This is a genomic window from Cellulomonas wangsupingiae (assembly GCF_024508275.1).
GTDB classification, from domain to species: Bacteria; Actinomycetota; Actinomycetes; order Actinomycetales; family Cellulomonadaceae; genus Cellulomonas; species Cellulomonas wangsupingiae.
Genome location: NZ_CP101989.1, coordinates 3719600 through 3742335, shown reverse-complemented (window position 1 = coordinate 3742335; position 22736 = coordinate 3719600). Strand labels below are relative to the sequence as shown.

Below are 22736 nucleotides of genomic sequence, written 5' to 3'. Positions count from 1 at the left end.
GTGACGCGCTTCGGGTACACCCTCATGACCGAGCAGTCCGGTCCGCGCGAGCTCGTGGGCTACGCGCAGCACGCGGACCGGCTGGGCTTCGACTTCGCCGTGTCCTCGGACCACTACTTCCCGTGGCTCGACGCCCAGGGCCACGCACCGTACGCGTGGAGCGTGCTGGGTGCCGTCGCCCAGGCGACCGAGCGCCTCGAGCTCATGACGTACGTGACCTGCCCGACGATCCGCTACCACCCGGCGGTCGTCGCGCAGAAGGCCGCGACCATGGCGCTGCTGTCCGAGGGCAGGTTCACGCTCAACGTCGGGGCGGGGGAGAACCTCAACGAGCACGTCGTCGGCGAGCGCTGGCCGGCCGTGGGGGAGCGGCACGACATGCTCGAGGAGGCCCTCGAGATCATCCACCGGCTCTTCGACGGCGAGCGCGTCACCTACGAGGGCGCCCACTTCCGCGTCGACTCCGCGCGGCTGTGGGACCTGCCGGACACGCGGGTGCCGATCGGCGTCGCCGTGTCGGGCGGGCAGTCGGTGTCACGGTTCTCCGGGCTCGCGGACCACCTGGTCGCGGTCGAGCCCGACGCGGACCTGGTCCGGCGGTGGGACGAGGCCCGCGCGGGGCTGGGGTCGCTGGAGGTGGTCGGGCCGTCCCGCAAGATCGGGCAGGTCCCGATCTCGTGGGGCCCGGACCGTGACGAGGCGGTGGCCCGCGCGCACGACGAGTTCCGGTGGTTCGGCGGCGGCTGGAAGGTCAACGCCGACCTGCCGACGACCGAGGCGTTCGAGGCCGCGAGCCAGTTCGTCCGCCCCGAGGACGTGGCCGCGTCCATCCCGTGCGGGCCGGATCTCGACGCGGTCGTCGAGGCCGTCGCCGCGTACTGGGAGGCGGGCTTCACCGACGTGGCCGTCGTCCAGGTGGGCGACGCGCTGCAGCAGCAGTTCCTGGACGAGGCGGCAGGCCCGCTGCTCGAGCGGCTGCGCGCGGCCGCACCCGCCGACTGACAGGGCCCTCGACGGAGGACGACCGACGACCACCCGACGAGAGGACCACCACCATGGCGGTGACCGCCTTCCAGGACCTGCCGCTGGCCGACCGCGACCGCGAGTGGGACGGCGCGGCCGCCGAGAAGCGGGTGCGTGCCTGGGCGGACGCGCAGGACGAGCCGAACGAGCGGTACCGCGACGCGCACGTCTGGTACGACGCGGACAAGAAGGAGAACTTCACGGCGTACAAGCTGCTGATCGCGGACGTCGTCGACGACCGGCTGGTCGCGGTGCCGCGCGGCGTGTTCGCCGCGGCGGCCGTCATGCAGGGTTCGCGCGGCGGCGTCGACCTGCCCGCGAAGGACCGCGACCGTGTGCGCTCCCACCTGGCGAAGTACTACGCGCGGCTCGACGAGACGCCGCCCTGGGACGACTGACGGCCCGGGCGGACCTGACGGCCCGGGCGCCGACCCGTCCCGTCAGGGCCGCCGCAGGACCCCGAGCTCGTGCGCCCGGCGCAGCGCGGCCTGCCGGTCGTGGACGCCGAGCTTCGCGTAGATGCGCAGCACCTGCGTGCGCGCGGTGCCGACGGACACGGCGAGCACGTCGGCGACCTGCTGGGTCGTGCCGTGCCGGTCGAGCAGCGACAGCACGGTGCGTTCCCGCGGGGTCAGCGGCAGCCCGCGCGCGGGGTCGGACCCCGCCGGTCCCGTCGCGTCGAGCCGCGCCTGCTCGTCGTCGTCGAACGGGAGCCCGGACTCCTCCACCAGCGCGTCGCGCACCGGGACCGGCAGGTGCGCGAAGCTGCGCAGCGTGTCGTGCTGCGCCGCCAGCCGTCGCGCGCTGCGGAACGACCGGACCGCCAGCGCCGGCTGCTGCGCCTCGTGCGCCGCCCACGCCTCGAGGACCAGCAGGTCGAGGCGGTCCGCGAGGTTCACCCGGTGGCGGCGGCCGCCGACGGCGGCGGCGCGCAGCGCGACGAGCGGGTCGCCGGTCAGCAGGAGCCACCGGGCGCGGGGCACGTCGCTCCACAGGCCCGTCGGGTCGGTGTCGGCGAGCAGGTCGGACACGCGCTCCGGCTCGCCGAGCGCCAGCAGGAGCTCGGCCCGCAGCCGCAGCACGATCCGCTGCACCAGCGGGGCGTGCGTCAGCCAGACGTGGTGCATCCGCTCGACCTGCTCGAGCTCGGCGAGCCCCGCCTCCGCGTCCCCGAAGAGCACGGCGCGGCGCACGCGGGCGCGCATGACGAACGGCCAGCTCACGTCGGGCGACTGCATGCGCAGCCCGACCCGCGCGAGCGCGGCGTCCGCGGCGGGCAGGTCGAGCCTGTCGGTGGCGACCATCGCCTCGGCGACGTCCGCGGCGACGTCGGGGACGCGCTCCTCCCACTCGGGCTGCAGGGTCTCGACGTGCCGCACGAGCCACCGCTCGGCGTCCGCCAGCAGGCCGTCGAGCGCGTGGACGAGGGCGACGTGCCCGGCCGCTGACGCGCGTACGTCGGGGGCGTGGAGGGGGTCGGCGAGCTCGTAGGCGCGCATCGGCAGGTCGAGCGCCGACCCGATGTCGCCGTCGAGCAGGGCCGTGCGGCCGCCCTGCACCAGGAACCACCAGTAGGACCGGGACGACGTGCCGCCGTGCACGCCCGCCCTCGCCGCCGCGATCTCCGTCTCGCGCATCACCGCCATGGCGCGTGGCATGTCGCCCCGCGCCCGGGCCGCGACGAGCGCCGCCGCCGCGCCCGTCCAGCGGCCCGCGGGCGTCAGGCTCCGCCACTCGCCGGCCAGCGCGAGGGAGCCGAGCTCGGTCATGAGCCGCAGGACGAGGGTGGGTGCGTCGTCCTGGGCGTCGTGCCCACGACGGGCGGCGGCGCGCGCCAGCTCCAGGACGGTGGACGTCTGCGCGACCTCCTGCGGGACCGCGGCGTACACGGCATCGACGTCGGGGCCGCCCATCGCCACGAGGTAGGTCCCGAAGTCGATCCAGCACGTCTCCAGCAGCGGCCAGTCGCGCGCCCGCGCGGCGTGCTCGACGGCGACGCGCAGGTCGGGCGGCACCGCGTCGAGCGCGCGGCGGGCCAGCCGGCGGTGCAGGTCGGTGGCGAGCGCGGGGGACCGGTCCTCCAGGTCGCGGCGCAGGACCTCCCGCAGCAGGCCCGGCACGTGCCAGCGCGACGCGGACTGCTCGGCCGTCAGCCGCCGGGCCACGCCGAGGGCCTCGAGCGCGAGCAGCACGTCCACGTCGCCCGTCGCCGGCGCGTGCCCGGTCTCCTCGAGGAGCAGACGCACGGTGTCGCCCGTCGGGTCCGCCGCGGTCGCGACGAGGGCGGCGACGTCCAGCAGGCCGGCGGCCCGCAGGACGGGCAGCGCGGTGCCGCGCGCGTACGCGTAGCCGGCGGCGGTGGCCGGGCCGGCGTCCTGGGGCCGGGTGTCGTCGAGGACGGTGCGGGCGAGGCCGGCCCAGCCGCCCGTGAGGTCGTGGAGCCGCGCCACCGTGCCGTCGTCCACCGGGTGCCCCCACCCGGCGGCGGCGTCCCGCAGCTCGGTCGGCGTCAGCGCCAGGTCACGGGCGGTCAGCGTGACGGCACCGGGCAGCCGGTCGACGGCCGCCACGACCGGCTGCACCGCGGCGCCGGACAGCGGACGCGGGCCGGTCCCGGTCACGACGAGCACGCGCAGCGCCGAGCTGGCGGTCAGCAGCGCCGCGACCGCGAGCGCGTCCGGCCCGAGGTCGTCGGCGTCGTCGAGGACGAGCGCGACGGGCGCACCGCTCGCGTCGACCGCCGCGGCGAGCACGGCCGGTGAGGCGTCCGCGGGGACGTCGGCGCCCGCGTCCCTCAGGGCCGCGGCCAGCGCGTCGCGGACCGCCGGCCAGGCGCTCGTCCCCTCGCCGGGCGCCGGGGGCGTCGGCCAGGCGACCGGACGGCCGTGCGCGCGCTCCCGGTCGGCCCACCCGCCGGCCAGCGTGGTGCGGCCGTACCCGGGCACCGCGCGCAGGACGACGCCCCGGGCGTCGAGCCGGTCGAGCAGGCGCGCGCGGGGCACTGCGCTCACGGGACCCCGCGGTGACGCCTGCGCCGGCGTCCCCACCGTCCCCCTGCCGTGCCCGGGGTGAGCGGGCGACGGCCCCTCGGTCGTCACGTCGCCAGTATCGGGTGCGAACCGGACACGCGCACCCGCGCACGAGCCCGCGCGGCGGGCGTTCGGCCGGCCGAAACGCGGCGTGCCGGGCACCGGCACTCGGGCGCCGCCCGTTATCGCAACCCCGCCGCAGCCTCTAGCGTGCCGCTGCACGCCCCACCCGACAGCGACCACCGGAGCCCGATGACCACCCCCACGCCCGAGCGGGCCGGCAGCGCCCGCCCGACGCCCGCCCAGCTGCGCCGCTGGCGGCGCAACCTGGCCGACGAGCGCGCCGAGGGCGCCGTCTACCGGGACCTCGCGGCGCGTCGCCAGGGCGAGGAGCGCGAGATCCTGCTCGCCCTCGCGGAGGCCGAGCGGCGGCACGAGTCGCACTGGCTGGAGCTGCTGGGGGACGACGTCGGCCGCCCGCTGCGCGGGGACTGGCGCACGCGGGTGCTCGGGTGGCTCGCGCGACGGTTCGGGTCCGTGTGGGTCTACGCGCTCGCGCAGCGCGCCGAGGCCCGCTCCGGGTACGGGCAGGACGCCGAGGCGACGGCGCGCATGGCCGCGGACGAGCAGATCCACGAGGAGGTCGTCCGCGGGCTGGCGATGCGCGGGCGGCAGCAGATCTCCGGCACGTTCCGAGCGGCGGTGTTCGGCGCGAACGACGGGCTGGTGTCGAACCTGGCGCTCGTCCTGGGCATCGGTGCCAGTGGCGTCGCGACGCAGACGGTCCTGCTCACGGGCCTCGCGGGGCTGCTCGCCGGTGCGCTGTCCATGGGCGCCGGGGAGTACGTGTCCGTCCGCTCGCAGCGCGAGCTGCTGGAGGCGTCGCGTCCCGACGCGGACGCCGCGGCCGCGCTCGCGGACCTCGACGTCGCCGTCAACGAGCTCGCGCTGGTCTACCGCGCGCGCGGGATGAGCGCCGCCGACGCGCACGCCCGCGCCGACGTCGTGCTCGCCTCGCTCGCGCAGTACGAGGCGCAGCAGGCCGTCGACGCGTCGCTGCTGCGCACGTCGACGACGCTGCCGCCGGGGGACGGTGCGGCACCGGCCGTGCCCGCCGACGTGCGTCCCGCCGAGGTCGAGCGCGACGAGCACGAGGCGATCGGCACCGCGTGGGGCGCGGCCCTCGCGAGCTTCTGCTTCTTCGCGTCGGGCGCGCTGATCCCCGTCGTGCCGTACCTCCTGGGGGCGTCCGGGACGACGGCCGTGCTGTGGTCCGCCGGGCTCGTGGGTGTCGCGCTGCTGGGCACCGGCTCGGTCGTGGGACTGCTGTCCGGGGCGTCACCCGGCAGGCGCGCGCTGCGCCAGCTCGTCATCGGGTACGGCGCCGCGGCCGTGACGTACCTGCTGGGGCTCGCGTTCGGCACGACGGCCGTGTGACCGCGCCCACACCCTCCGCGACACCTTCACGTCCCCGCCCCACCGACCCGCCCCGCGCACCGGGGGCGCGGTCCTAGCGTGGCGACGTGCCCGACGCCCCTCGGCCCGGACCCCGCCACGCGCGCGTCCCGGTCACGGCCCCGCGAGGACCCGTGCTCGTCCTCACGGCGGTCGTCGTCACGCTCGCCTCCGCGGCCGCCGCGGTGTACGTCGACCTGCGCTCCCAGCTCGACGTCAGCGACGCCGCGGGCCTCGTCCTCGCGACGCCCGCCCCCGTCGCGACGACCCGGGCGCCCGACGACCCCTTCGCCGGCGCGGCCATGAACGTCCTCGTCATGGGCACGGACCTGCGGGACGAGGAGAACGCCGCGCTCGCGGGCGACGCGGAGGGGATGCGGTCGGACTCGACGATGCTCGTGCACGTCGCGGGCGACCGGACGTGGGCCGAGGTCGTGTCGATCCCTCGCGACTCGCTCGTCGAGGTCCCCGAGTGCCTGCTCCCCGACGGTGGCGTCACGCGCGCCCGCCGCACGATGTTCAACGAGGCGTTCTCCATCGGCGCGGGCCCGCAGGGGGACCCGGACCACGCGGCGGCGTGCACCATCGGCACCGTGCAGTCGCTCACGGGCGTCACGGTGACGCACCACGTGGTGGTGCGGATGACGGGCGTGATCGACGTCGTCGACGCGCTCGGCGGCGTGCGGATGTGCCTGCCCGAGCCGGTCGACGAGGACCCGGACTACGGCGACCTGCACCTGCCGGCCGGCGAGCAGCGCCTGGACGGCCGGCAGGCCATCGGCTTCCTGCGTGCCCGGCACGGCACCGGGATGGGCCTGGAGCTGGGCAGCGACCTCACGCGGATCACGCGGCAGCAGGCGTTCGTCCAGGCGGCGGTGCGCGAGCTGCTCGCCAAGGACCTGCTGGGCGACGCCGACCAGCTGTACGACGTCGCGCGCGCCGTGCTCGGGTCGCTGCGCGCCGACCCGCAGCTCGCCGACCCGGTGCGGCTGGCTGCCTTCGGGTACTCGCTGCGCGGGATGGACCGGGCGCGGGTCGTGTTCACCGGTGTGCCGGTGGCGGCCGCCGCGAGCGACCCCAACCGCGTGGAGTGGACGTCGGCCGCGGACGAGATCTGGCAGCGGCTGGCGTCGGACACGCCGCCGCCGTCACTGGCGCCGCAGCCGGGGGCGGGCACGCAGACGGGAGCGGAAGCGGGGACGGAGGCGGGCGGCGGGGAGCCGGACGCGACACCGGACGCCGCGGTGCCTCCGGACGTCACGCCGCCGCCGGACTCCGGCACCGGCGCCGACCCCCTGGGCGCGGAGCTCCTGCCCGGGGTGTGCGCCACCTGATGGGCAGGGTATTGCGTGATCAGGTAAGCCTCACCTTATAGTGGCGGCGTGACCGAGGCCACGGCGACGACCGTCGAGACGACCGCACCCCCGGCGTCCCCGTTCCGGATGTTCCACGTGCGCGTCGTCGCGCTGCAGCGGCTGTGCCCCAGCCTGCTGCGCGTCACGTTCACCGGCGACGACCTCGACCGCTTCGCGGACAACGGGTTCGACCAGCGCATCAAGTTCTTCCTGCCGGTCACGGGTTCCCCGTACGCCGACCTCATGGACCTCGGCCGCACGGGCGACTGGTACGGCACGTGGCGCGCGCTGCCCGACGACCGCCGTCACCCCATGCGCACCTACACCGCCCGCGGCGTGCGTCCGCACCCCCGTGAGCTCGACGTCGACATCGTGCTGCACGGCGACGCCGGGCCGGCGTCGCGCTGGGCGACGACCGCGCAGGTCGGCGACGAGCTGGTCGTCATGGGCCCCAACGCCGACCACGTCGGCCCGCACGGCGGCGTCGACTTCGTCCCCCCGGCCCGCACCGACCGCCTGCTGATCGCCGGAGACGAGACCGCGCTGCCCGCCATCGCCGGCATCGTCGAGCGGTTGCCGCGCGACGCCCGTGGCGAGGTGCTCGTCGAGATGCCGTGGTCCGACGACCGGCTCGCGCTCGACGCCCCTGAAGGGGTGCGCATCCACTGGCTCGGCCGCGACGGCCGCGCCCACGGCGACCTGCTCGTGCCCGCCGTCCAGGCCGCGTGCGCCCGCCTGCTGCCGGGTCAGGCGCCCGTCCCCGACGCCGTCCTCGAGGACGTCGACGTCGACCACGACATGCTGTGGGAGGTGCCGATCGACTACACCACCGGCGCCGCCCTGGCCGCCGAGGCGCACCTGTACGCGTGGCTCGCGGGCGAGGCCGGCGTCATCAAGACGCTGCGGCGGCACCTGGTGCGCGAGTGCGGCGTGGACCGCAAGGCCGTGGCGTTCATGGGGTACTGGCGGCAGGGGAAGTGCGAGGGGATCTGAGCCCGAGGCCGCCGGAATCCTGACGGAGGCGGGTGACGCGGGGTCAGCGGGTGACCGCTGAGGCTCCACCCAGCGCGTCCGCCGTGCGGAACCACGGCGCGCGGCGCAGGACGTCGACATCGACCGCGACGGGGTCGGCGCTCGTCAGCAGGACCGCAGCGCCGAGCCGGACGTCCTCGCCGGCGTTGCCGTCGCGTCCCACCCGGAACACGTGCACCTCGACCTCGCTCCCGAGGGCCCGAGCGACGTCGGGGACACCGGCCCAGCGCTGACCCGGCTCCACCGGCAGCCACAGCCAGCCGGCATGGAGCCCGCCCGAGCGGTCCGGCTCCGGGACGGGCAGCCCCGCCTGGAGCCGCAGGTGCGCGACCTCGAGCTGGGTGCCGGCGTGCACGCGTGCGAGCTCGGAGACGGCGGCGCCGGGAGCGCGCGCGGCGGTCTCCAGGACGACGAGCCGACCGTCGGGCGTCGTCGCGAACTCCGTGTGGACGACGAAGTCACCGTCCGACCCCAGGGCGGCCACGACGCGCTCGTTCAGCTCGTGCGCCGCCATGGCCTGCGGGCTGTCGGCCGGCAGGGTCCACCCGCCCAGCACCCGGCCGCGCTCGAACCCGAGCAGCGGCCCCAGGTAGCGCCCCGCCTGGACGGGGCGGACGTCGCCCTGGTGGACGAGCGCGTTGACGTGGCCGAGGTCCCCGGCCACGAACTCGTCGACCTGCCACCCCGCCTCACCGTCGTGCCGGGCGAGCCACGCGCGGACGGCCTCGGCGTCGGCCAGCACCTCGACGCCTCGCGAGTTCGCCTCGCGGCGCGGCTTCACCACGGCGGGCAGGCCGACGGTCCCGACGACGCGGTCCGCGACGGCGCGGGAGGACGTGACGGTCGGCTCGAAGGTCAGGTGCCGGGGGACCGGGACGCCCGCGGCCTCGAGCCGCCGCTTCATGAGGACCTTGTCGCGGTACCCGTCGAGGCGCGCGGGGTGCCGTGCGGGCAGACCCGTTGCCGCCCGCAGCCGTGCGCACTCGACGAGGCAGTACTCGTCGTTGCTGACGACCTCCGCGCCACCCGCCGCCCGCACGACGGCCTCCCACGCGTCCCGCCCGGCGTGCACGACCTCGACCGACGCCGCGACGTCCTCGCGGAGCACGGTCGCGGGGTCGGCGTCGGTCAGGACGACGACCTCGAACCGGTCGCGCGGGAACGCCTCGGCCGGGTCCGTCGTGAGGGGCTGGCGCGAGTGGAGCACGAACACGCGCGGGCGCCCGTTCAACGACCCGGCCGAGGAGTCAGCCACCGGTGCCTCCCGACGGCACCGGCAACCGACCGGCGGCGAGCGCGCCGGCAGGGTCCGGTCGTCCTGGGACGACCTGCGGCACCCGGTCGCCGCGTCGAGCGCCGTCGCCGCGACCGCGCGCGGCGGTCGCGTCACGGCCGAGTGTGGTGGTGGTCACCGTCATGGCGGTTGCCTGGGCCTCACGGTCGGGGGTCGAAATGTGGCACGACTCTAGGTGCAGGAAGCGACGAACCGGATCGATCGGTCACCCCGGTCGCCCGGTCGGAGGCGCGCGTGGCGCGCGTTCCACCCTGGTCCCGGAGTCGTCGCGCTCATCCACTCCGAGGGCGGGTGCCGCCACCGGCCCCGGGACGCGAGGCCCTGGAGGCAGCCGCGCCACGCGGTGCGCTCTGCGGTGACCCCTGCAGGAGCGCGCGCGCGAGGGAGTGGCTGCGCCGGAGGCGGTCGTTCCACTCGGTCCCCGGTGCGGTCCGGACGGACCAGAACGTGTGCCGCAGGATGCTGAGGGCCAGGCCCGCCGCCATCTGCGCCTGCTCCGCGATCTCCGCCGCGGTCAGGTCGCCGCGCCGTCGCAGCCGCCGGGCGACCACGTCCGCCTGCCACGGGGCCACCTCCGCGCGTCGGGCCTCCCGGGCTCTGAGCCGGGCGTCGCTGTCGACCAGCTCGAACCTGCGGCGGAAGAGGGCGAGGTCGCTCACGGCGTCGCGGGCGCCCACGGTCAGGAGCGTCAGCAGGTCCCCGAGCAGGGGCCCGTCCGCCTCGACGAACGCGTCGACCGCTTCGGGCGAGGGCACCGGCGGTCGCCCCAGGATCGCCGCGTCCTTGCTGCCGAAGTAGGTGAAGAAGGTGCTCTGCGCGATCCCGGCGGCTGCGCAGATCTGCGCGACGGTGACGGAGCCGTAGCCGTGCTCCAGGCACAGGTCGACGGCGACCTGCTCGACGCGCGCCCGGGCCGTGGCGCGCTTGCGCTCCCGCAGCCCGAGCGGCTCGTCGTCCCGGTCAGGGAGCATCGTCGACACCCAGCCGGGACATGACCGCCTGGGCGTCGGCGTCGATCGTCGCCTGGTCCACCCCGTCGGTGACCGGCACCCGCGAGGCGACCTCCTCGACGACCCGGCCGGCCTGGCCGCTGTCGAGCCACTCGGCCCGCAGCTCCGCGATCGCCGCGTCGACGAGAGCCGAGAAGTCGGCACTCGCCTCGAACCGGGTCACGAGCGCGTTTCCTCCCATGGCTTCTGGTCCCCGTCCGCCGCCCGGTGCGCCGGGCCGTGCGCCCTCGGGCAGCTCGACACCCTCCGGCGGAGCCGGCAGGGCGGCGCCACCAGGCGCGCCCGGTCGGACCGAGCCGTCGCCGCCACCGGGTCCGCCGCCCGCGCCCGGCATCGACATGCCGCCCAGGGCCAGGTTCAGGTCCCACGAGACGACGCTGATCAGCCCGGTGCCCAGGTCGTGGTACAGGTAGGCGTTCCGGCCGGGACCCGAGAACGTGTCCATGTTCCCGAGCACGTCCTGGGTGGCCAGGTAGGTCGCGAACGACCCGACGTCGACCCACTGGTCCAGCTCCTGGGCGAACTCCTCGTCGGACGCACCGTCGAGCCACTCCAGGAAGGACACGATCGGCTGCAGGTCGTGGCTTCCCCGGAGGTTGACCTGGGTGAAGTCGTCGGCGTACGCCGTCTGGTCATCGCCCTGGTAGGTGAAGGAGCTCGTGGACAGCACCTTGTAGAGCACTCCGTCGCCCTCGAGGCCGGCGGCGTACTGCGGGTCGGGGTTCTGCACGACCAGGCGTGTCGTCGCGGGGCGGTCGTTCACGGCGTAGGTCGTGTACGCGTAGTCCTGCGTCGGTTGCCCGGACCGCTTCGTCAGCTCCAGCGCGACCGCCTCGTTGAGCGACGACGCGGCTGCGGCGCTCGCCGGGCGGATCGCCAGCTCGGTCATGCCCTGGTAGGCGCGCCCGGGCCGGTTCTCGTCGAAGCTGACGAGCAGCGGCAGGTTCTCCGGCTCCTGCGTGCTCAGCGCGAGTCCCGTACCGGCGAATCCGCCGCCCGGGCCTCGTCCGCCGCCGCCCGGCATCTGTGGCATCTCTCCGCCTCCGCCCGGCATCTGACCGCCGCTCATGCCGCCGAGCCCTCCTGGGGCGCGCTCGCCCTGGGTCGCGGACCCCTCCCGGTCGTCGACCAGGGACGAGAGGGTGGAGTTGCCTTTCAGGCGGATTGCTGCGGAGTCGATCGTGGTGCCGTCGATCGTGATGTCGGCGGTCATCCACTCCTTCTCGCCCTCGGTGAAGTAGGCGTCGAGCATCCGGTCGTAGTCGTCCTGGGAGTAGGACAGCGCGATCTGGTGCTCGGCGGTGGCATCGAAGAGGTCGACCGTGCCCTCGACGTCCTCGGTGACGCGTTCCTCGTCGGGGACGGCGGCCGTGCTCGTGGAGTAGGGCCGGATCGTCACGTCACCGAAGACCGTGAGGGCGACGGCGATGCCTGCCAACCCTGCTGCCAGCGGCTTCCAGTGCTGACGCAGCGGCACGGGGAGACGCCTGCGGAGGTCTGCGCGACTCATGCTGCCCCGTCCTCACATGTCCGACTGGTCGTACCCGGTCAGGACGGTGACCTTCTGCCCGGAGTTGATCTCGCTCAGCGCGCCGATGATCTCCGTGGTCGTGACGCCCGGCTTGAGGCGTACCGAGTAGAAGAGCTCGGTCAGCGCACCTCCCCGCACGGTCTCCACGCTCACCAGCTCGAACTCCAGGGTCATGCGGACGAGCACGTCGGCGACGTCCTGCTGGTAGCGCGCCTCGGGAGGTACCTGCACCTTGACCACCTGGCGCTGGATGTCGAGCTTGAACCAGTCGAAACGCTGCATGAGGAAGACGACCAGCAGGATGAAGGCCGTCGCCACCGCCGCCAGCAGGTAGAAGCGTGTGCCGACCGCCATGCCGATCGCCATCACGAGGAAGATGAACCCGACGTCGCGGGTCTCCTTGATCGCGTTGCGGAAGCGGATCACCGAGAGCGCGCCGACCAGCGCGAACGCACGCGCGATGTTCGACCCGACGACGAGCATGATGACGGCGACGACCATGCCGATGACGACGAGGGTCTGGACGTAGGACTGGCTGTAGGAGATGTTGCGGTGCGTCCGCTGGTAGACCCAGCCGATGGCGGCGGACAGGACGAACGAGAGCGCCAGCGTCGCCGCGACGTCGAAGACGGAGAAGGTACCGCTCAGGTCGGTGAGGTTCATCGGGTGGGTGCGCCTTGTCGGGTCGGGGCGTCGTCGACGCCGGTCGGGGTGGTCGGGCGTGCCGGTGTGACGTGGAGTCGGCCGAGGGCCTCGTCCGGAGCGGGGCGCAGGAGGTCGTCCACCCCGTCGGGGACGTGCATGAGGGAGCGGGGCGCGAGACCGAAGGCCTGCACGCTCTGGCAGTACTTGGAGATCCGGACCAGGTCCAGGTCCATCCGGGCCGCCGCGTCCGTGACCCACGCCGGGACGCGTTCGTCGGCCTTCACCTCCAGGATCGACAGCCCCGGGGGCAGCGTGAGGCGGTTCAGGCTCTCCGAGGAGAGGTGGAAGTCGCGATCCCGCCCGCGCAGCCGGCTGTCGAGCGTGATGCGCAGGCCCAGATCGGCTTCCCGTCCCACCCACGCCTCGCGGTGGTAGGCCGTCGTCACGGTCGGGCGCAGCTCGAGCTCACCGACGAGGGTGGCCACCTCGTCCAGGAAGGCGCGTTCACGGCTGCTGGTCCCGCCGACCGGCGCGTACCCCTGCGGTGAGCACAACCGCAGGGCGTCACGGTAGGGCAGGCACACCCGCCGCTTCTGGGTGACCCGGTTGACCCGCTGCTTGATCTCGACGAAGACCGTCGAGTCCGCGGTCAGGTCGTCCGCCGTGCCGTAGTGCCGGACCCGCAGCTTGCGCCGGAACCTCAGCCCCTCGATCTTCTCCCAGTAGAACCTCAGGCCCCGGGTGTCGTAGTAGAGGCTCGTGATCGGGTAGCCGCTCGCGCCGGAGTAGGCGTCCTCGTCCATGTGCCGACCCAGCTCGGCCCGGATCTCGTCGGCCTGGGTCTGCGGCACGAGGTACTTGATCTCGAACCGGTTGAACGCGTGCAGGCGGCTGGCGGTGTCGGTGCGGGCGGTGCTGGCGACGGTCGCGACCGGACCGTCGTCCGTCGCGTCCGGCCCGGCACCGGGGGTCTCGGCTGCGCGTCGGTACAGGCGTCGCACGGGCGCGGTCCTCTCGGTCCGGCCGGCGGTGAACGGTGACGCGCCGGCGGATGAACATCGGGAGTCCGCAGCATGTGGGTCGACCCTTTGAGGCTCCTGAGAACGTGGAGACGGACCGGCATCCACTCCAGCGAGGGGTCGATGCCGGTCCGTCGTGTCGCCTGCGGCGACGGCGGGAGAGCCGCGGCTGCGTCAGCGGGCCCGCCGCGACGAGCGGTCCCAGAGGGTCAGCGGCCCTGTGGCTCTAGTGCCCGACGAGCACCGGGCCCTCCGCCTCGACCTCCGCAGGCTTCCGCACGAACAGCGTGAGCACCACGGCGACGCTGGCGATGACCGCCCCGACGACGAACGCGCGGTGCACGCCGGCCGCCATCGCCTCGGCCGGGTCGGCACCCGTGGCTGCCGCACCGGCGGCTCCGACGGACATCAGCGTGACGAACAGCGCGGTGCCGGCCGCGCCGGCGACCTGCTGCAGGGTGCTGGTGATCGCGCTGCCGTGGGAGTACAGGGCGCGCGGCAGCGACCCGAGCGCCGAGGTCAGCAGCGGGGTGAAGACGAAGCCGAGCCCCAGGTTGAGGGTCATGTGCACGGCCACGATCCACCAGATGGCCGTGTCCATGCCGAACGTCGTCATGCCCCACAGCGCGGCCGCGGCGACGACCATGCCGGGCAGGACCAGCGGCCGCGGCCCGTAGCGGTCGAACAGCGCCCCGACCACGGGCGCGATGACGCCCATGAGGACGCCGCCGGGCAGCATCATCAGGCCGACGGTCAGGGTGTCGAGCGCGAGCGCCTGCTGCAGGTACAGGGGCAGGAGGATGAGCGAGCCGAACAGCGCCGACATCACGACGACGACGAGCACGACGGCGAGGCTGAAGGACCGCGACGCGAAGGTGCGCAGGTCGAGGAAGGCGGAGTCCGTGCGCTGCAGGGTCAGCTGACGCCGCACGAACACGATGAGCGCGACGACGCCGACCGCGACCGGGATCCCGGGCGCCACGGGCGCGTGCCCCGAGGCCGACTCCCCGACGAGGCTGAGCCCGTAGATGAGGCCGCCGAACCCGGCCGCCGCGAGCAGTGCCGACAGCGGGTCGAACGTCGCCGGCGACGTCTCGGTGACGTTGCGCACCCACACGGCGCCGAGCGCGATGGCGAGCAGCGCGATGGGCAGCACCAGCCAGAACATCCAGCGCCAGTCGAGCGCGGACAGGATCGCGCCGGCCACCGTCGGGCCGATCGCCGGGGCGACGGCGATGACGATGGAGATGACGCCCATCATGCGCCCGCGGTGGGTGGCGGGGACGACGTTGAGCACCGTGGTGAACAGCAGCGGCAGCATGATCGCGGTGCCGGACGCCTGGACGACGCGTCCGGCGAGCAGCACCTCGAAGCCGGGCGCGAGCGCCGCGACGAGGGTGCCGGTGGCGAACAGCGACATCGCCGTGAAGAACAGGCCCCGCAGGGGGAACCGCGCCAGCAGGTAGCCGGTGCACGGGATGACGATCGACATGGTCAGCAGGAAGCCGGTGGTGAGCCACTGCGCGGTCGCGGCGGTGACGTCGAGGTCGACCATCAGCCGGGGCAGGGCGACGCCCATGATCGTCTCGTTGAGGATGACGACGAACGCGGAGGCCACGAGCAGCGCGATCACGGGGCCGGTGCGGATCGCGGGGGCCCCGCTCGGGGTGGAGGGCCGGCCGGGACGGAGGTCGTTCTCGAGCGTCATGAGGTCTCTCTGTCGGCGGTGGGGGTGTGGACGGCGTTCCTGGGGAACCGCGGACGTCCGGCGGACGAGTCTATGGCAGTGACTGCCACAATCGTCGCGGGGTGGGAGGATGAGCAGATGCTCGACCCGGAGGGCCAGCAGCGCGGCGTCGTCACCCACGGCCCGGACGCCGACTGCGGGCTGCGCGAGCACCGCCGCCGCGAGACCCGTCGTGCCATCACCGACGCCGCGCTCGACCTGTTCGAGCGCCAGGGCGTCCCGGCCACGAGCGTCGAGGCGATCGCCGACGCCGCCGGCATCGCCCCGCGCACCTTCTACCGCCACGCGGGGACGAAGGAGAACGCGCTGTTCGTCGACGACGACTCGATGGAACGGCTGATCGCGAGCTTGCGTGGCGTCGACCAGCGGGGTCCCGCCGTCGTCCGCGCGATCGAGCAGGCGTTCCTCGCGCAGATCGACGCCTTCGACGCCCAGCCGGCGGCGAGCCACGCGCGCGTCCTGCGGGTCCGCCGGCTCGTCCTCGCCGACCCGGACCTGCTCGCCCGCGCCCTCGCCCGCGACGCCGAGCAGGTGCAGGAGCTCACCACGATCGTGCTGCACGCCAGCGACCATCCCGACGAGCTGCGCGCCCGCACCGTCGTCACCGCGATCGGCACCGCCGTGCGCCTGGCGTACGACGAGTGGGCGCGCCGCGCCGAGCGCGGTGAGGTGGTGCCGAGCCGGTCGCTCTACCTGCAGGTGCGGTCGGGGCTGGTCGAGTACTTCACGGGCGCTGCCGACGGATAGACGGGACCGAACCGGTCGGTCGGGCTGCTCGGTCGCTCTCAGGCCGCGGGGACGACGCTCACGAGGTGGGCGTCTGCCGGGTGGAGCGATCGACGGAGCTTGGCATCGAGCGTCGCGAGCGTGCTGCCGGTGCGGCGCGCGAGCCCGACGAGGTGGAAGTCGGTGACCTGGCGCGGTCCGACCATGCGCGTCAGGTCGATCGTGGTGTCCGCGAACGACGCGTCGTCCGGGAGGAAGCGGTGACCCGGGACCGTCCGCATCTGCCGCAGCGCCGCGACCGCCTCGATGGGAAGGACCGTCCGACCGAGAACGGCCGGGGTGGACAGCAGGCGCACGAACGCCGACTCGGTGACCGGGGTCGTGGCCCACGCCGTGACGTCGGCGAACCACCGGTGCGCGGCGCGATGGTGCACGTGCGCGTCGGCGGCCAGCGCGAGGAGGACGTTCACGTCGAGCAGGTAGCAGGGTTCAGCCGTCACGGTGCTCGGCGACCATCTCGTCGGTGATCACGTGGCCCGCCGGGCCGTGGAAGACCGGGAACCCCCGGACGGTCGACGCGGGCGCGGTGCCCTCGAGGGCACGCTCGGCGAGGTCGGAGATCGCGCGTCCGATCGACACGTTCTGCTGCTCGGCGATCGCGCGCGCGGCGGCCAGCACCCGGTCGTCGATCTCGAGCGTCGTCCTCATGCGCATCACGGTATCACCGCATCACCGAGACCTGTCCGTGCGCGGCTGAGCACGACGGAGCCCGGCCCGCACGCATGCGGACCGGGCTCCGAGACGCCTGTGGGTCAGGGGACGATGTGCCCCGCGGCCCGGAACAGCTCGTACCACTCGGCCCGGGTGAGCGGCAGGTCCGACCCGAGGGCCGCCCCTGCGACGCGCTCCGGCGTCGTGGTGCCGAGGACCACCTGCATCTGCGCGGGGTGCCGCGTGATCCACGCCGTGGCGATCGCGATGGCCGGCACGTCGTACTGCGCGGCGAGCCGGTCGATCACGGCGTTGAGCTCCGGGTACTCCGGGGAGCCGAGGAACGTGCCGGTGAAGAACCCGGCCTGGAACGGCGACCACGCCTGCACGGTGATGTCGTTCAGGCGGCAGTAGTCGAGCAGCCCGCCGCCGTCCCGGGTGACGGACTGGTCCTCGGCCACCATGTTGCCGGCGACACCCTGGGCGACCAGCGCGGCGTGCGTGATCGACAGCTGCACCTGGTTGGCCACGAGCGGCTGGCGCACGGACCGCTTGAGCAGGTCGATCTGCCGCGGCGTGTGGTTGGAGACGCCGAACGCCCGCACCTTGCCGGCGGCCTCGAGCTCGTCGAACGCCCGCGCCACCTCGTCCGGCTCGACGAGCGCGTCGGGCCGGTGCAGCAGCAGGACGTCGACGTGGTCGGTCCGCAGGGCCTGCAGCGATCCCTCGACCGACGCCATGATGTGCTCGTACGAGAAGTCGAAGTACGGCCCCTCGGGCACGATCCCGCACTTGGTCTGGATCGTGATCTCGTCGCGCTGCGACGGCGTGAGCGCCATGGCGTCGGCGAACCGGCGCTCGCACTCGTGCTTCTCGCGGCCGTACACGTCGGCGTGGTCCACGAAGTCGATGCCCGCGTCGCGGGCGGTGCGCACGAGCTCACGGATCTCGTCGTCCGACTTCTCGGCGATCCGCATGAGCCCGAGCACGACGTTGGGGGCGACGACGTCGGTCCCCGGGAGAGTGAGAGTCTTCATGCTGCATCCTGCACCGTCCGCCGCCGCGACCTGTGGAGGCAGCGGCCTGTGCGGCGTCAGCGTCCCAGGACGGCCCCGCCGTTGACGCTCAGCACCTGGCCCGTGACCCAGCCGGCGTCCGCGGACGCCAGGTAGTGCACCGCACCCGCGACGTCCGACGGCGTCCCGGCGCGACCGAGCAGGGTCTGGGCGACCAGTGCGTCGTGGCGCCGCGACCGGCCCTGCGTGCTGAAGAACTCGGTGTCCTGGACGTAGCCGGGGGAGACGGTGTTGACGGTGATGCCGTCCGGGCCGCCGCGGCCGGCGAGCTCGGCGCCCCAGGCGACGAGGCCGGCCTTGGCCGCGCCGTACGCGCCGCCACCGCCGCGCTGCGCGGCGATCGAGCAGATCGTGACCACGCGGCCGCCGGGCCGCGCGAGGGACGGCCACAACGCCTCGGTGAGCAGCATCGCCGAGAGCAGGTTCTGGTCGACGGTCCGGCGGTAGCTCTCCAGCAGGCCGTGCAGGCCGGGGTCCGGGGCGCCGCCGACGCCGCCGGCGTTGTTGACGAGCACGTCCACCGGCCGGCCGTCGAGCGCCTCGACGACGCGCAGCACCGCATCGGGGTCGGTGAGGTCCGCCGGCACGACCTGGACGTCGGACGTCGGGTGGTCGTCCCGCAGCCGGTGCAGCGGCTCGGCGCGACGCCCGAGGGCGACGACCGTCGCACCGTCGGCGAGGAAGCGTTCGGCCACGGCGCGGCCCATGCCCGTCCCGGCGCCGGAGACGACGACGGTGCGGAGGGCCCGGGTGGCCTCGACGGTGGTGTGGTCGGGCAGGGTCACGGGGCACGTCCGATCGGCTGGGGAGGTGGGGACACGTGGCCGCGCCGGTGAGGGCGGAGTCCGAGCGCGCCATGATGCCGCGTGGGGCGCGGGCGCGCACGTGCGCACCGGGCGGTCGTGTCGGTGGGCGGCGGGATGATGGTTCGACCGCCGCCGGGGTCGGTCCGGCGGCACGGCTGCAGGGGGTCGGCGATGGAGTGCAGGCTGGAGCTGGTGATCCTCCCGGTGAGCGACGTGGACCGGGCCAAGGCGTTCTACGCGGAGCAGGCCGGCTTCGTCGTCGACCACGACAGGCGGGTGAGCGACGACCTGAGGTTCGTCCAGCTCACGCCGAAGGGGTCGGCGTGCTCGATCGCGTTCGGCGAGGGCCTCACCGACGCCGCGCCCGGGTCGGTCCAGGGGTTGCAGGTCGTCGTCGACGACGCGGACGTGGCGTACGCGGACCTCGTCGCGCACGGGGTGGACGCCCCACCCGTGGAGGACCTCGCGTGGGGCCGGTTCACGGGGTTCACCGACCCCGACGGCAACCGGTGGTCGGTGCAGCAGCTCCCGCCGCGGGCCTCCTGACCGGCCGAGGGCTCAGAAGAGCGTCAGGTCGTCCTCGGCGTCGTCCTCGACGTCCACCGCGGCGGCGGTGACCGCGACCGGCACGCGCGCCGGTTCCGGGGCGCGTGCCACGACGGCGCCCGGGGCGTCGGCGACCGCGTCGTCGCCGGCGGACGCGAGCACGCGGGCTGCGAGCCACTGCAGCGAGTGGAACTCGACCCGGGCGAGTGCGTCGTGCAGCCCTTGCGGGTCCACCGGCAGCAGCCCGGGGCCGGACGCCGCGGTCAGGTCCATCTCCAGGTCCAGGTCGGTGCGCATCGTCATCAGCTCGACGTTCTCCCAGAACGCCGCGCGCCCGTCGGGGTCCGCGAGCTTCTTCACGCACGCCTTGCCGAGGACCTCGGCGACGCGCGCGCCGCCGTTGGTGTCGACGTCCGCGAACGCGGCCTCGACGGATCCGAAGGCGTTCAGCAGCGCGATACCGGTCTTCTCGCCGATCCCGCGGATGCCGGTGAGGTTGTCCGACGCGTCCCCGCGCATCGCCGCGTACTGGCGGTACTGCCCGGCGTCGATGCCGAGCAGGATGCGCAGCCGCTCCGGGGTCAGCACGGGGGAGGCCTCGACGCCGCCGTTGATGATCCGCAGCACCGACGTCGAGTCGTCGACCAGGGCGAACGCGTCGCGGTCGGAGGTGCAGACCACGGTGTGCCAGCCGGCCGCGGTGGCGGTCGACGCCGCCGACGCGAGCACGTCGTCGGCCTCGAGGCCGTCCGGGATGACGACGTGCAGCCCGGCGGACCAGAACACGTCCACGGCGAGCGAGAGCTGGGTGACCAGGTCCGCCGGCTTCTCGGTGCGGTGCGCCTTGTAGTGCGGGTGCGCGGTCTTGCGCCGGTTGTTGCCCGCGTCGTCGAACCCGATGACGACGGCGTCGGCGGCGACCCGGTCGACGGCCCCGAGGATCTGCGAGAGCGCGCCCTTGACCGCCCACGTGGCCTGCCCGTCGCGGGTCCGCAGCTGCGAGCCCGCCAGCGCGTGGAAGGACCGGTGGAGGAGCGAGTTGCCGTCGACGGCCAGCAGGGTCTTCGTCATGGGTGGTCGCGCCGGGTCCTTTCTCGGATGCCCCCAGGCTAGGCCGTCGGCGACCTGGTCCGCGTCCACGACCCGGGACACCCCCGCCGCGAGACCGGGCTCAGGTGGCTCATGGGCGCCCGTGCGCGACCCGAGCCCGGTCTCGCGACGGACGCATCTCGTCAGGTGGACGCCAGCACGGCGAGCACGGCCCCCAGCACGAGCTTCGGCACGATCGCGGCCGGCAGCGACATCGAGAACGACTCGGTGATGACCTGGGGCGCGTACTGCTGGGCCAGGTCGAGGACGACGACGTAGACGAACACGTCGACGACGTGCTCGGGCGCGATGCGCAGCCGGCGGACGCCGTCGACGGGCGGCGGGCGGCGGGCGGTCGTGCGTGCCCGCTCATCGACCGACGGTAGCGCGACCTCCCGCGCGCCGGAGGCGGCACGGCGCGGCCGTCCCCACCCGTCGCCCACAACCCTGGACACCCGGGGCGGCGTGCCGGGATAGTCGTCGCATCAACGGTCGCGCCGGGGCACACCGGCACGACACGCGCCTGCGGCCCGGTACCCGGCCGCGCACCTCGCACCAGCTCGTGACATCGACGCCGGAGAGGACTGCGCCATGACGAACGACGCCCCCGACACGGTCGTGCTCGTGCACGGACTGTGGATGACCCCGCGTGGCTGGGAGCACTGGGTCCCGTACTACGAGGGCAAGGGCCTGCGGGTCCTCACGCCGGGCTACCCCGGGTTCGAGATCGAGGTGGAGGCGCTGCGGGAGGACCCCGACGTCATCGCCCGGCTGGGCGTCCCCGAGACGGTCGACCACCTGGCAGCCGTGATCGAGGCCCTCGACGCACCGCCGATCATCATGGGCCACTCGTTCGGCGGGACCCTCACGCAGCTGCTGCTCGCGCGCGGCCTCGGGGCGGCCGGGGTCGTCATCAACTCGGCGCCCACCGAAGGGGTGCGCGTCACCCCGCTGTCCCAGGCCCGCTCGCTGTTCCCGGCCCTGCGCAACCCCGCCTCGCGGCACCGCGCCGTCGGCCTCACCCCGGAGCAGTTCCACTACGCCTTCGCCAACACCCTGAGCGAGGAGGACTCGCGCGCGGCGTGGGAGCGGTACGCCATCCCCGCGCCCGGCGCGTGGATCTGGACGTACGGGCTGCTGGCCAACTTCACGCCCGGCCACCAGGAGACGTGGGTCGACTACGCGGGGGACCGCGCGCCGCTGCTGTTCCTCGCCGGCGAGGCCGACCACATCATGCCGGCGAGCGTGAACAGGTCGAACGCCAGGCGCTGGGGCGCGTCGCCCGCGATCACGGAGTTCCACGCCTTCCCCGGGCGTGACCACTGGACGTGCGCCGCGCCGGGCTGGGAGACGGTCGCCGACCGGGCGCTGACGTGGGCCCTGGAGCACGCGGGCGCGGCGCGCCCGGCCTGATCCGCCGACGTCGTCGCGTCCGGCGGGGGCGCGTCGGCGACCGCCCGGCCGGCACGGGTGGTCGGGCCGCCCGGGTGCCCGACGCAGGTGGGCGTGCGGACGTGCCGAGGGGCGCGACGGGGCGCCGCGGACGGGTGCGCGTGCGCGAGGATGTGCCGGTGAGCCCCCGCCCCCGCCTCCGCTCCCGTCGCTCCGCATGAGGACTCCCACCTGGCTGCGGTGGCTCGACCCGCTCACCGCGATGATCCTCGGCGTCCTCGTCCTGGCGCTGGTCGTGCCCGTCCCCGACGGGGTCGGCGCGGGTCTGGACACCGTGCGGACCGGCGCGATCGTCCTGCTGTTCTTCCTGTACGGCGCGCGGATGCCGACGCGGGAGGTCGTCGACGGGCTGCGGCGGTTCCGGCTGCAGGGGTCGATGCTCGCGGCCACGTACCTGGTCTTCCCGGTGCTCGGCCTGGCGGTCCAGCTGCTGCCCGACGCGGTCCTCGACCCCGACCTGCGCCGCGGCCTGCTCTACCTGTCGGTGCTGCCGTCGACCGTGCAGTCGTCGGTCGTCATGACGTCGATCGCGCGGGGCAACGTCGCCGGGGCGATCACCGGCGCGACCATCTCCAACGTGCTGGGCGTGCTGCTGACGCCGCTGCTGGTCGCCGTGCTGCTCGGGGCCACCGGTGGTGGGCTCGACGGCAGCGCCGTGAGCGGGATCCTCGTGCAGCTGCTGCTGCCGTTCGTCGTCGGCCAGTGCGTGCAGCCGTGGATCGGCGGGTGGCTGCGGCGGCACGGCAGGCTCACCAAGGTGACCGACCGCGCGACGATCCTGCTGGTCGTGTTCACCGCCGTCAGCGAGGCGCAGTCCGAGGGTGCCTGGGACGACCTGACGGTCGGGACGTTCGTGGCGCTGCTCGTCGTGTGCGGCGTCGTGCTCGCCGTGATGCTCGCGCTGACGTGGTGGGGCGGCGCGCGCCTCGGCCTCGACCGCGGCGACCGCATCGCGCTGCTGATGTGCGGGTCGAAGAAGTCCGCGGCGACGGGCCTGCCGATGGCGGCGGTGCTGTTCGCGCCCGCGGTCGCCGCGAGCGTCGCGCTGCCGGTCATCGCGTTCCACCAGCTGCAGATCGTCGTCTGCGCGGTCCTCGCCCGCCGCCTCGCGGGCGCGGCTCCCGACCCGGCCTGACGCTCCGCGCCGGTCAGCGGGTCCCGCGGACCGCCCGCAGGGCGGCGAGCGCCAA

General features: G+C 74.5%; 22 protein-coding genes. 9 read left to right on the top strand and 13 right to left on the bottom strand.

Going from position 1 to position 22736, the window contains the following annotated elements; genetic code table 11:
- On the top strand, nt 1-1002 hold the full coding sequence (locus NP075_RS17200; protein WP_227565925.1) for a TIGR03557 family F420-dependent LLM class oxidoreductase: 1002 nt from the start codon (nt 1-3) through the stop codon (nt 1000-1002).
- 53 nt (nt 1003-1055) lie between these two features.
- Nucleotides 1056-1421: a hypothetical protein gene (locus NP075_RS17195; RefSeq protein WP_227565924.1), complete on the top strand. Its 366-nt coding sequence runs from the start codon at nt 1056-1058 to the stop codon at nt 1419-1421.
- A 42-nt stretch (nt 1422-1463) separates the two neighbouring features.
- On the opposite strand, the gene NP075_RS17190 is transcribed toward NP075_RS17195, so the two are convergent.
- A complete protein-coding gene (locus NP075_RS17190; RefSeq protein ID WP_227565922.1) occupies nt 1464-4034 on the bottom strand; it encodes a helix-turn-helix transcriptional regulator in 2571 nt (856 codons plus the stop codon).
- Between the two features lie 270 nt (nt 4035-4304).
- On the opposite strand from NP075_RS17190, the gene NP075_RS17185 reads away from it, so the two are divergent.
- The 3 genes from NP075_RS17185 to NP075_RS17175 all read left to right on the top strand — a co-directional run bounded on the left by NP075_RS17185 (nt 4305) and on the right by NP075_RS17175 (nt 7855).
- Nucleotides 4305-5489 carry a VIT1/CCC1 transporter family protein gene (locus tag NP075_RS17185; RefSeq protein WP_227565921.1) on the top strand — a complete coding sequence of 395 codons (1185 nt, stop codon included), beginning with the start codon at nt 4305-4307 and terminating at the stop codon, nt 5487-5489.
- An 86-nt stretch (nt 5490-5575) separates the two neighbouring features.
- Nucleotides 5576-6841: an LCP family protein gene (locus NP075_RS17180; protein WP_227565920.1), complete on the top strand. Its 1266-nt coding sequence runs from the start codon at nt 5576-5578 to the stop codon at nt 6839-6841.
- A gap of 48 nt (nt 6842-6889) precedes the next feature.
- Nucleotides 6890-7855 carry a siderophore-interacting protein gene (locus tag NP075_RS17175; protein ID WP_372456743.1) on the top strand — a complete coding sequence of 322 codons (966 nt, stop codon included), beginning with the start codon at nt 6890-6892 and terminating at the stop codon, nt 7853-7855.
- A 43-nt stretch (nt 7856-7898) separates the two neighbouring features.
- On the opposite strand, the gene NP075_RS17170 is transcribed toward NP075_RS17175, so the two are convergent.
- The 6 genes from NP075_RS17170 to NP075_RS17145 form a co-directional block, all read right to left on the bottom strand.
- The gene (locus tag NP075_RS17170; protein ID WP_227565919.1) at nt 7899-9149 is read right to left on the bottom strand and encodes an ATP-grasp domain-containing protein; all 1251 of its coding nucleotides are present in this window, start codon (nt 9147-9149) and stop codon (nt 7899-7901) included.
- A 311-nt stretch (nt 9150-9460) separates the two neighbouring features.
- Nucleotides 9461-10159, bottom strand: a complete 699-nt coding sequence (locus NP075_RS17165; protein WP_227565918.1) for a TetR/AcrR family transcriptional regulator — start codon at nt 10157-10159, stop codon at nt 9461-9463.
- Nucleotides 10149-11708, bottom strand: a complete 1560-nt coding sequence (locus NP075_RS17160) for a CotH kinase family protein (protein WP_227565917.1) — start codon at nt 11706-11708, stop codon at nt 10149-10151. The genes NP075_RS17165 and NP075_RS17160 overlap by 11 nt, the downstream gene beginning before the upstream one ends.
- A gap of 12 nt (nt 11709-11720) precedes the next feature.
- Nucleotides 11721-12392 (bottom strand): DUF4956 domain-containing protein, encoded by a 672-nt coding sequence (locus tag NP075_RS17155; RefSeq protein ID WP_227565916.1) that lies wholly within the window; start codon nt 12390-12392, stop codon nt 11721-11723.
- Nucleotides 12389-13375: a polyphosphate polymerase domain-containing protein gene (locus tag NP075_RS17150; RefSeq protein ID WP_227565914.1), complete on the bottom strand. Its 987-nt coding sequence runs from the start codon at nt 13373-13375 to the stop codon at nt 12389-12391. The genes NP075_RS17155 and NP075_RS17150 overlap by 4 nt, the downstream gene beginning before the upstream one ends.
- A gap of 244 nt (nt 13376-13619) precedes the next feature.
- Nucleotides 13620-15101, bottom strand: a complete 1482-nt coding sequence (locus tag NP075_RS17145) for an MDR family MFS transporter (protein ID WP_227565912.1) — start codon at nt 15099-15101, stop codon at nt 13620-13622.
- Nucleotides 15102-15179: 78 nt separating this feature from the next.
- On the opposite strand from NP075_RS17145, the gene NP075_RS17140 reads away from it, so the two are divergent.
- Nucleotides 15180-15887: a TetR/AcrR family transcriptional regulator gene (locus NP075_RS17140; RefSeq protein ID WP_227565910.1), complete on the top strand. Its 708-nt coding sequence runs from the start codon at nt 15180-15182 to the stop codon at nt 15885-15887.
- 38 nt (nt 15888-15925) lie between these two features.
- Here the strand turns inward: NP075_RS17140 and NP075_RS17135 are convergent, their stop codons facing one another.
- The 4 genes from NP075_RS17135 to NP075_RS17120 form a co-directional block, all read right to left on the bottom strand.
- Nucleotides 15926-16366, bottom strand: a complete 441-nt coding sequence (locus NP075_RS17135) for a TA system VapC family ribonuclease toxin (RefSeq protein WP_227565908.1) — start codon at nt 16364-16366, stop codon at nt 15926-15928.
- Nucleotides 16356-16574, bottom strand: coding sequence for an antitoxin (locus NP075_RS17130; protein WP_207339584.1), 219 nt, complete (start codon nt 16572-16574; stop codon nt 16356-16358). The genes NP075_RS17135 and NP075_RS17130 overlap by 11 nt, the downstream gene beginning before the upstream one ends.
- 104 nt (nt 16575-16678) lie before the next feature.
- Entirely contained in the window at nt 16679-17614 is a 936-nt protein-coding gene (locus NP075_RS17125; RefSeq protein WP_227565906.1) for an aldo/keto reductase, read from the bottom strand.
- A 56-nt stretch (nt 17615-17670) separates the two neighbouring features.
- The gene (locus NP075_RS17120) at nt 17671-18438 is read right to left on the bottom strand and encodes an SDR family NAD(P)-dependent oxidoreductase (protein ID WP_227565905.1); all 768 of its coding nucleotides are present in this window, start codon (nt 18436-18438) and stop codon (nt 17671-17673) included.
- Nucleotides 18439-18630: 192 nt separating this feature from the next.
- Between NP075_RS17120 and NP075_RS17115 the strand changes: the two genes are divergently transcribed.
- Entirely contained in the window at nt 18631-19005 is a 375-nt protein-coding gene (locus NP075_RS17115) for a glyoxalase superfamily protein (protein WP_227565904.1), read from the top strand.
- A gap of 12 nt (nt 19006-19017) precedes the next feature.
- On the opposite strand, the gene NP075_RS17110 is transcribed toward NP075_RS17115, so the two are convergent.
- Complete coding sequence (locus tag NP075_RS17110; RefSeq protein WP_227565903.1) at nt 19018-20076, bottom strand: 5'-3' exonuclease; 1059 nt, start codon at nt 20074-20076, stop codon at nt 19018-19020.
- 161 nt (nt 20077-20237) lie between these two features.
- Nucleotides 20238-20549: a hypothetical protein gene (locus NP075_RS17105; RefSeq protein ID WP_227565901.1), complete on the bottom strand. Its 312-nt coding sequence runs from the start codon at nt 20547-20549 to the stop codon at nt 20238-20240.
- Between the two features lie 136 nt (nt 20550-20685).
- Between NP075_RS17105 and NP075_RS17100 the strand changes: the two genes are divergently transcribed.
- A complete protein-coding gene (locus tag NP075_RS17100; protein WP_227565886.1) occupies nt 20686-21507 on the top strand; it encodes an alpha/beta hydrolase in 822 nt (273 codons plus the stop codon).
- Nucleotides 21508-21703: 196 nt separating this feature from the next.
- Nucleotides 21704-22681: a bile acid:sodium symporter family protein gene (locus NP075_RS17095; RefSeq protein WP_227565885.1), complete on the top strand. Its 978-nt coding sequence runs from the start codon at nt 21704-21706 to the stop codon at nt 22679-22681.
- Nucleotides 22682-22736: the final 55 nt, after the last annotated feature.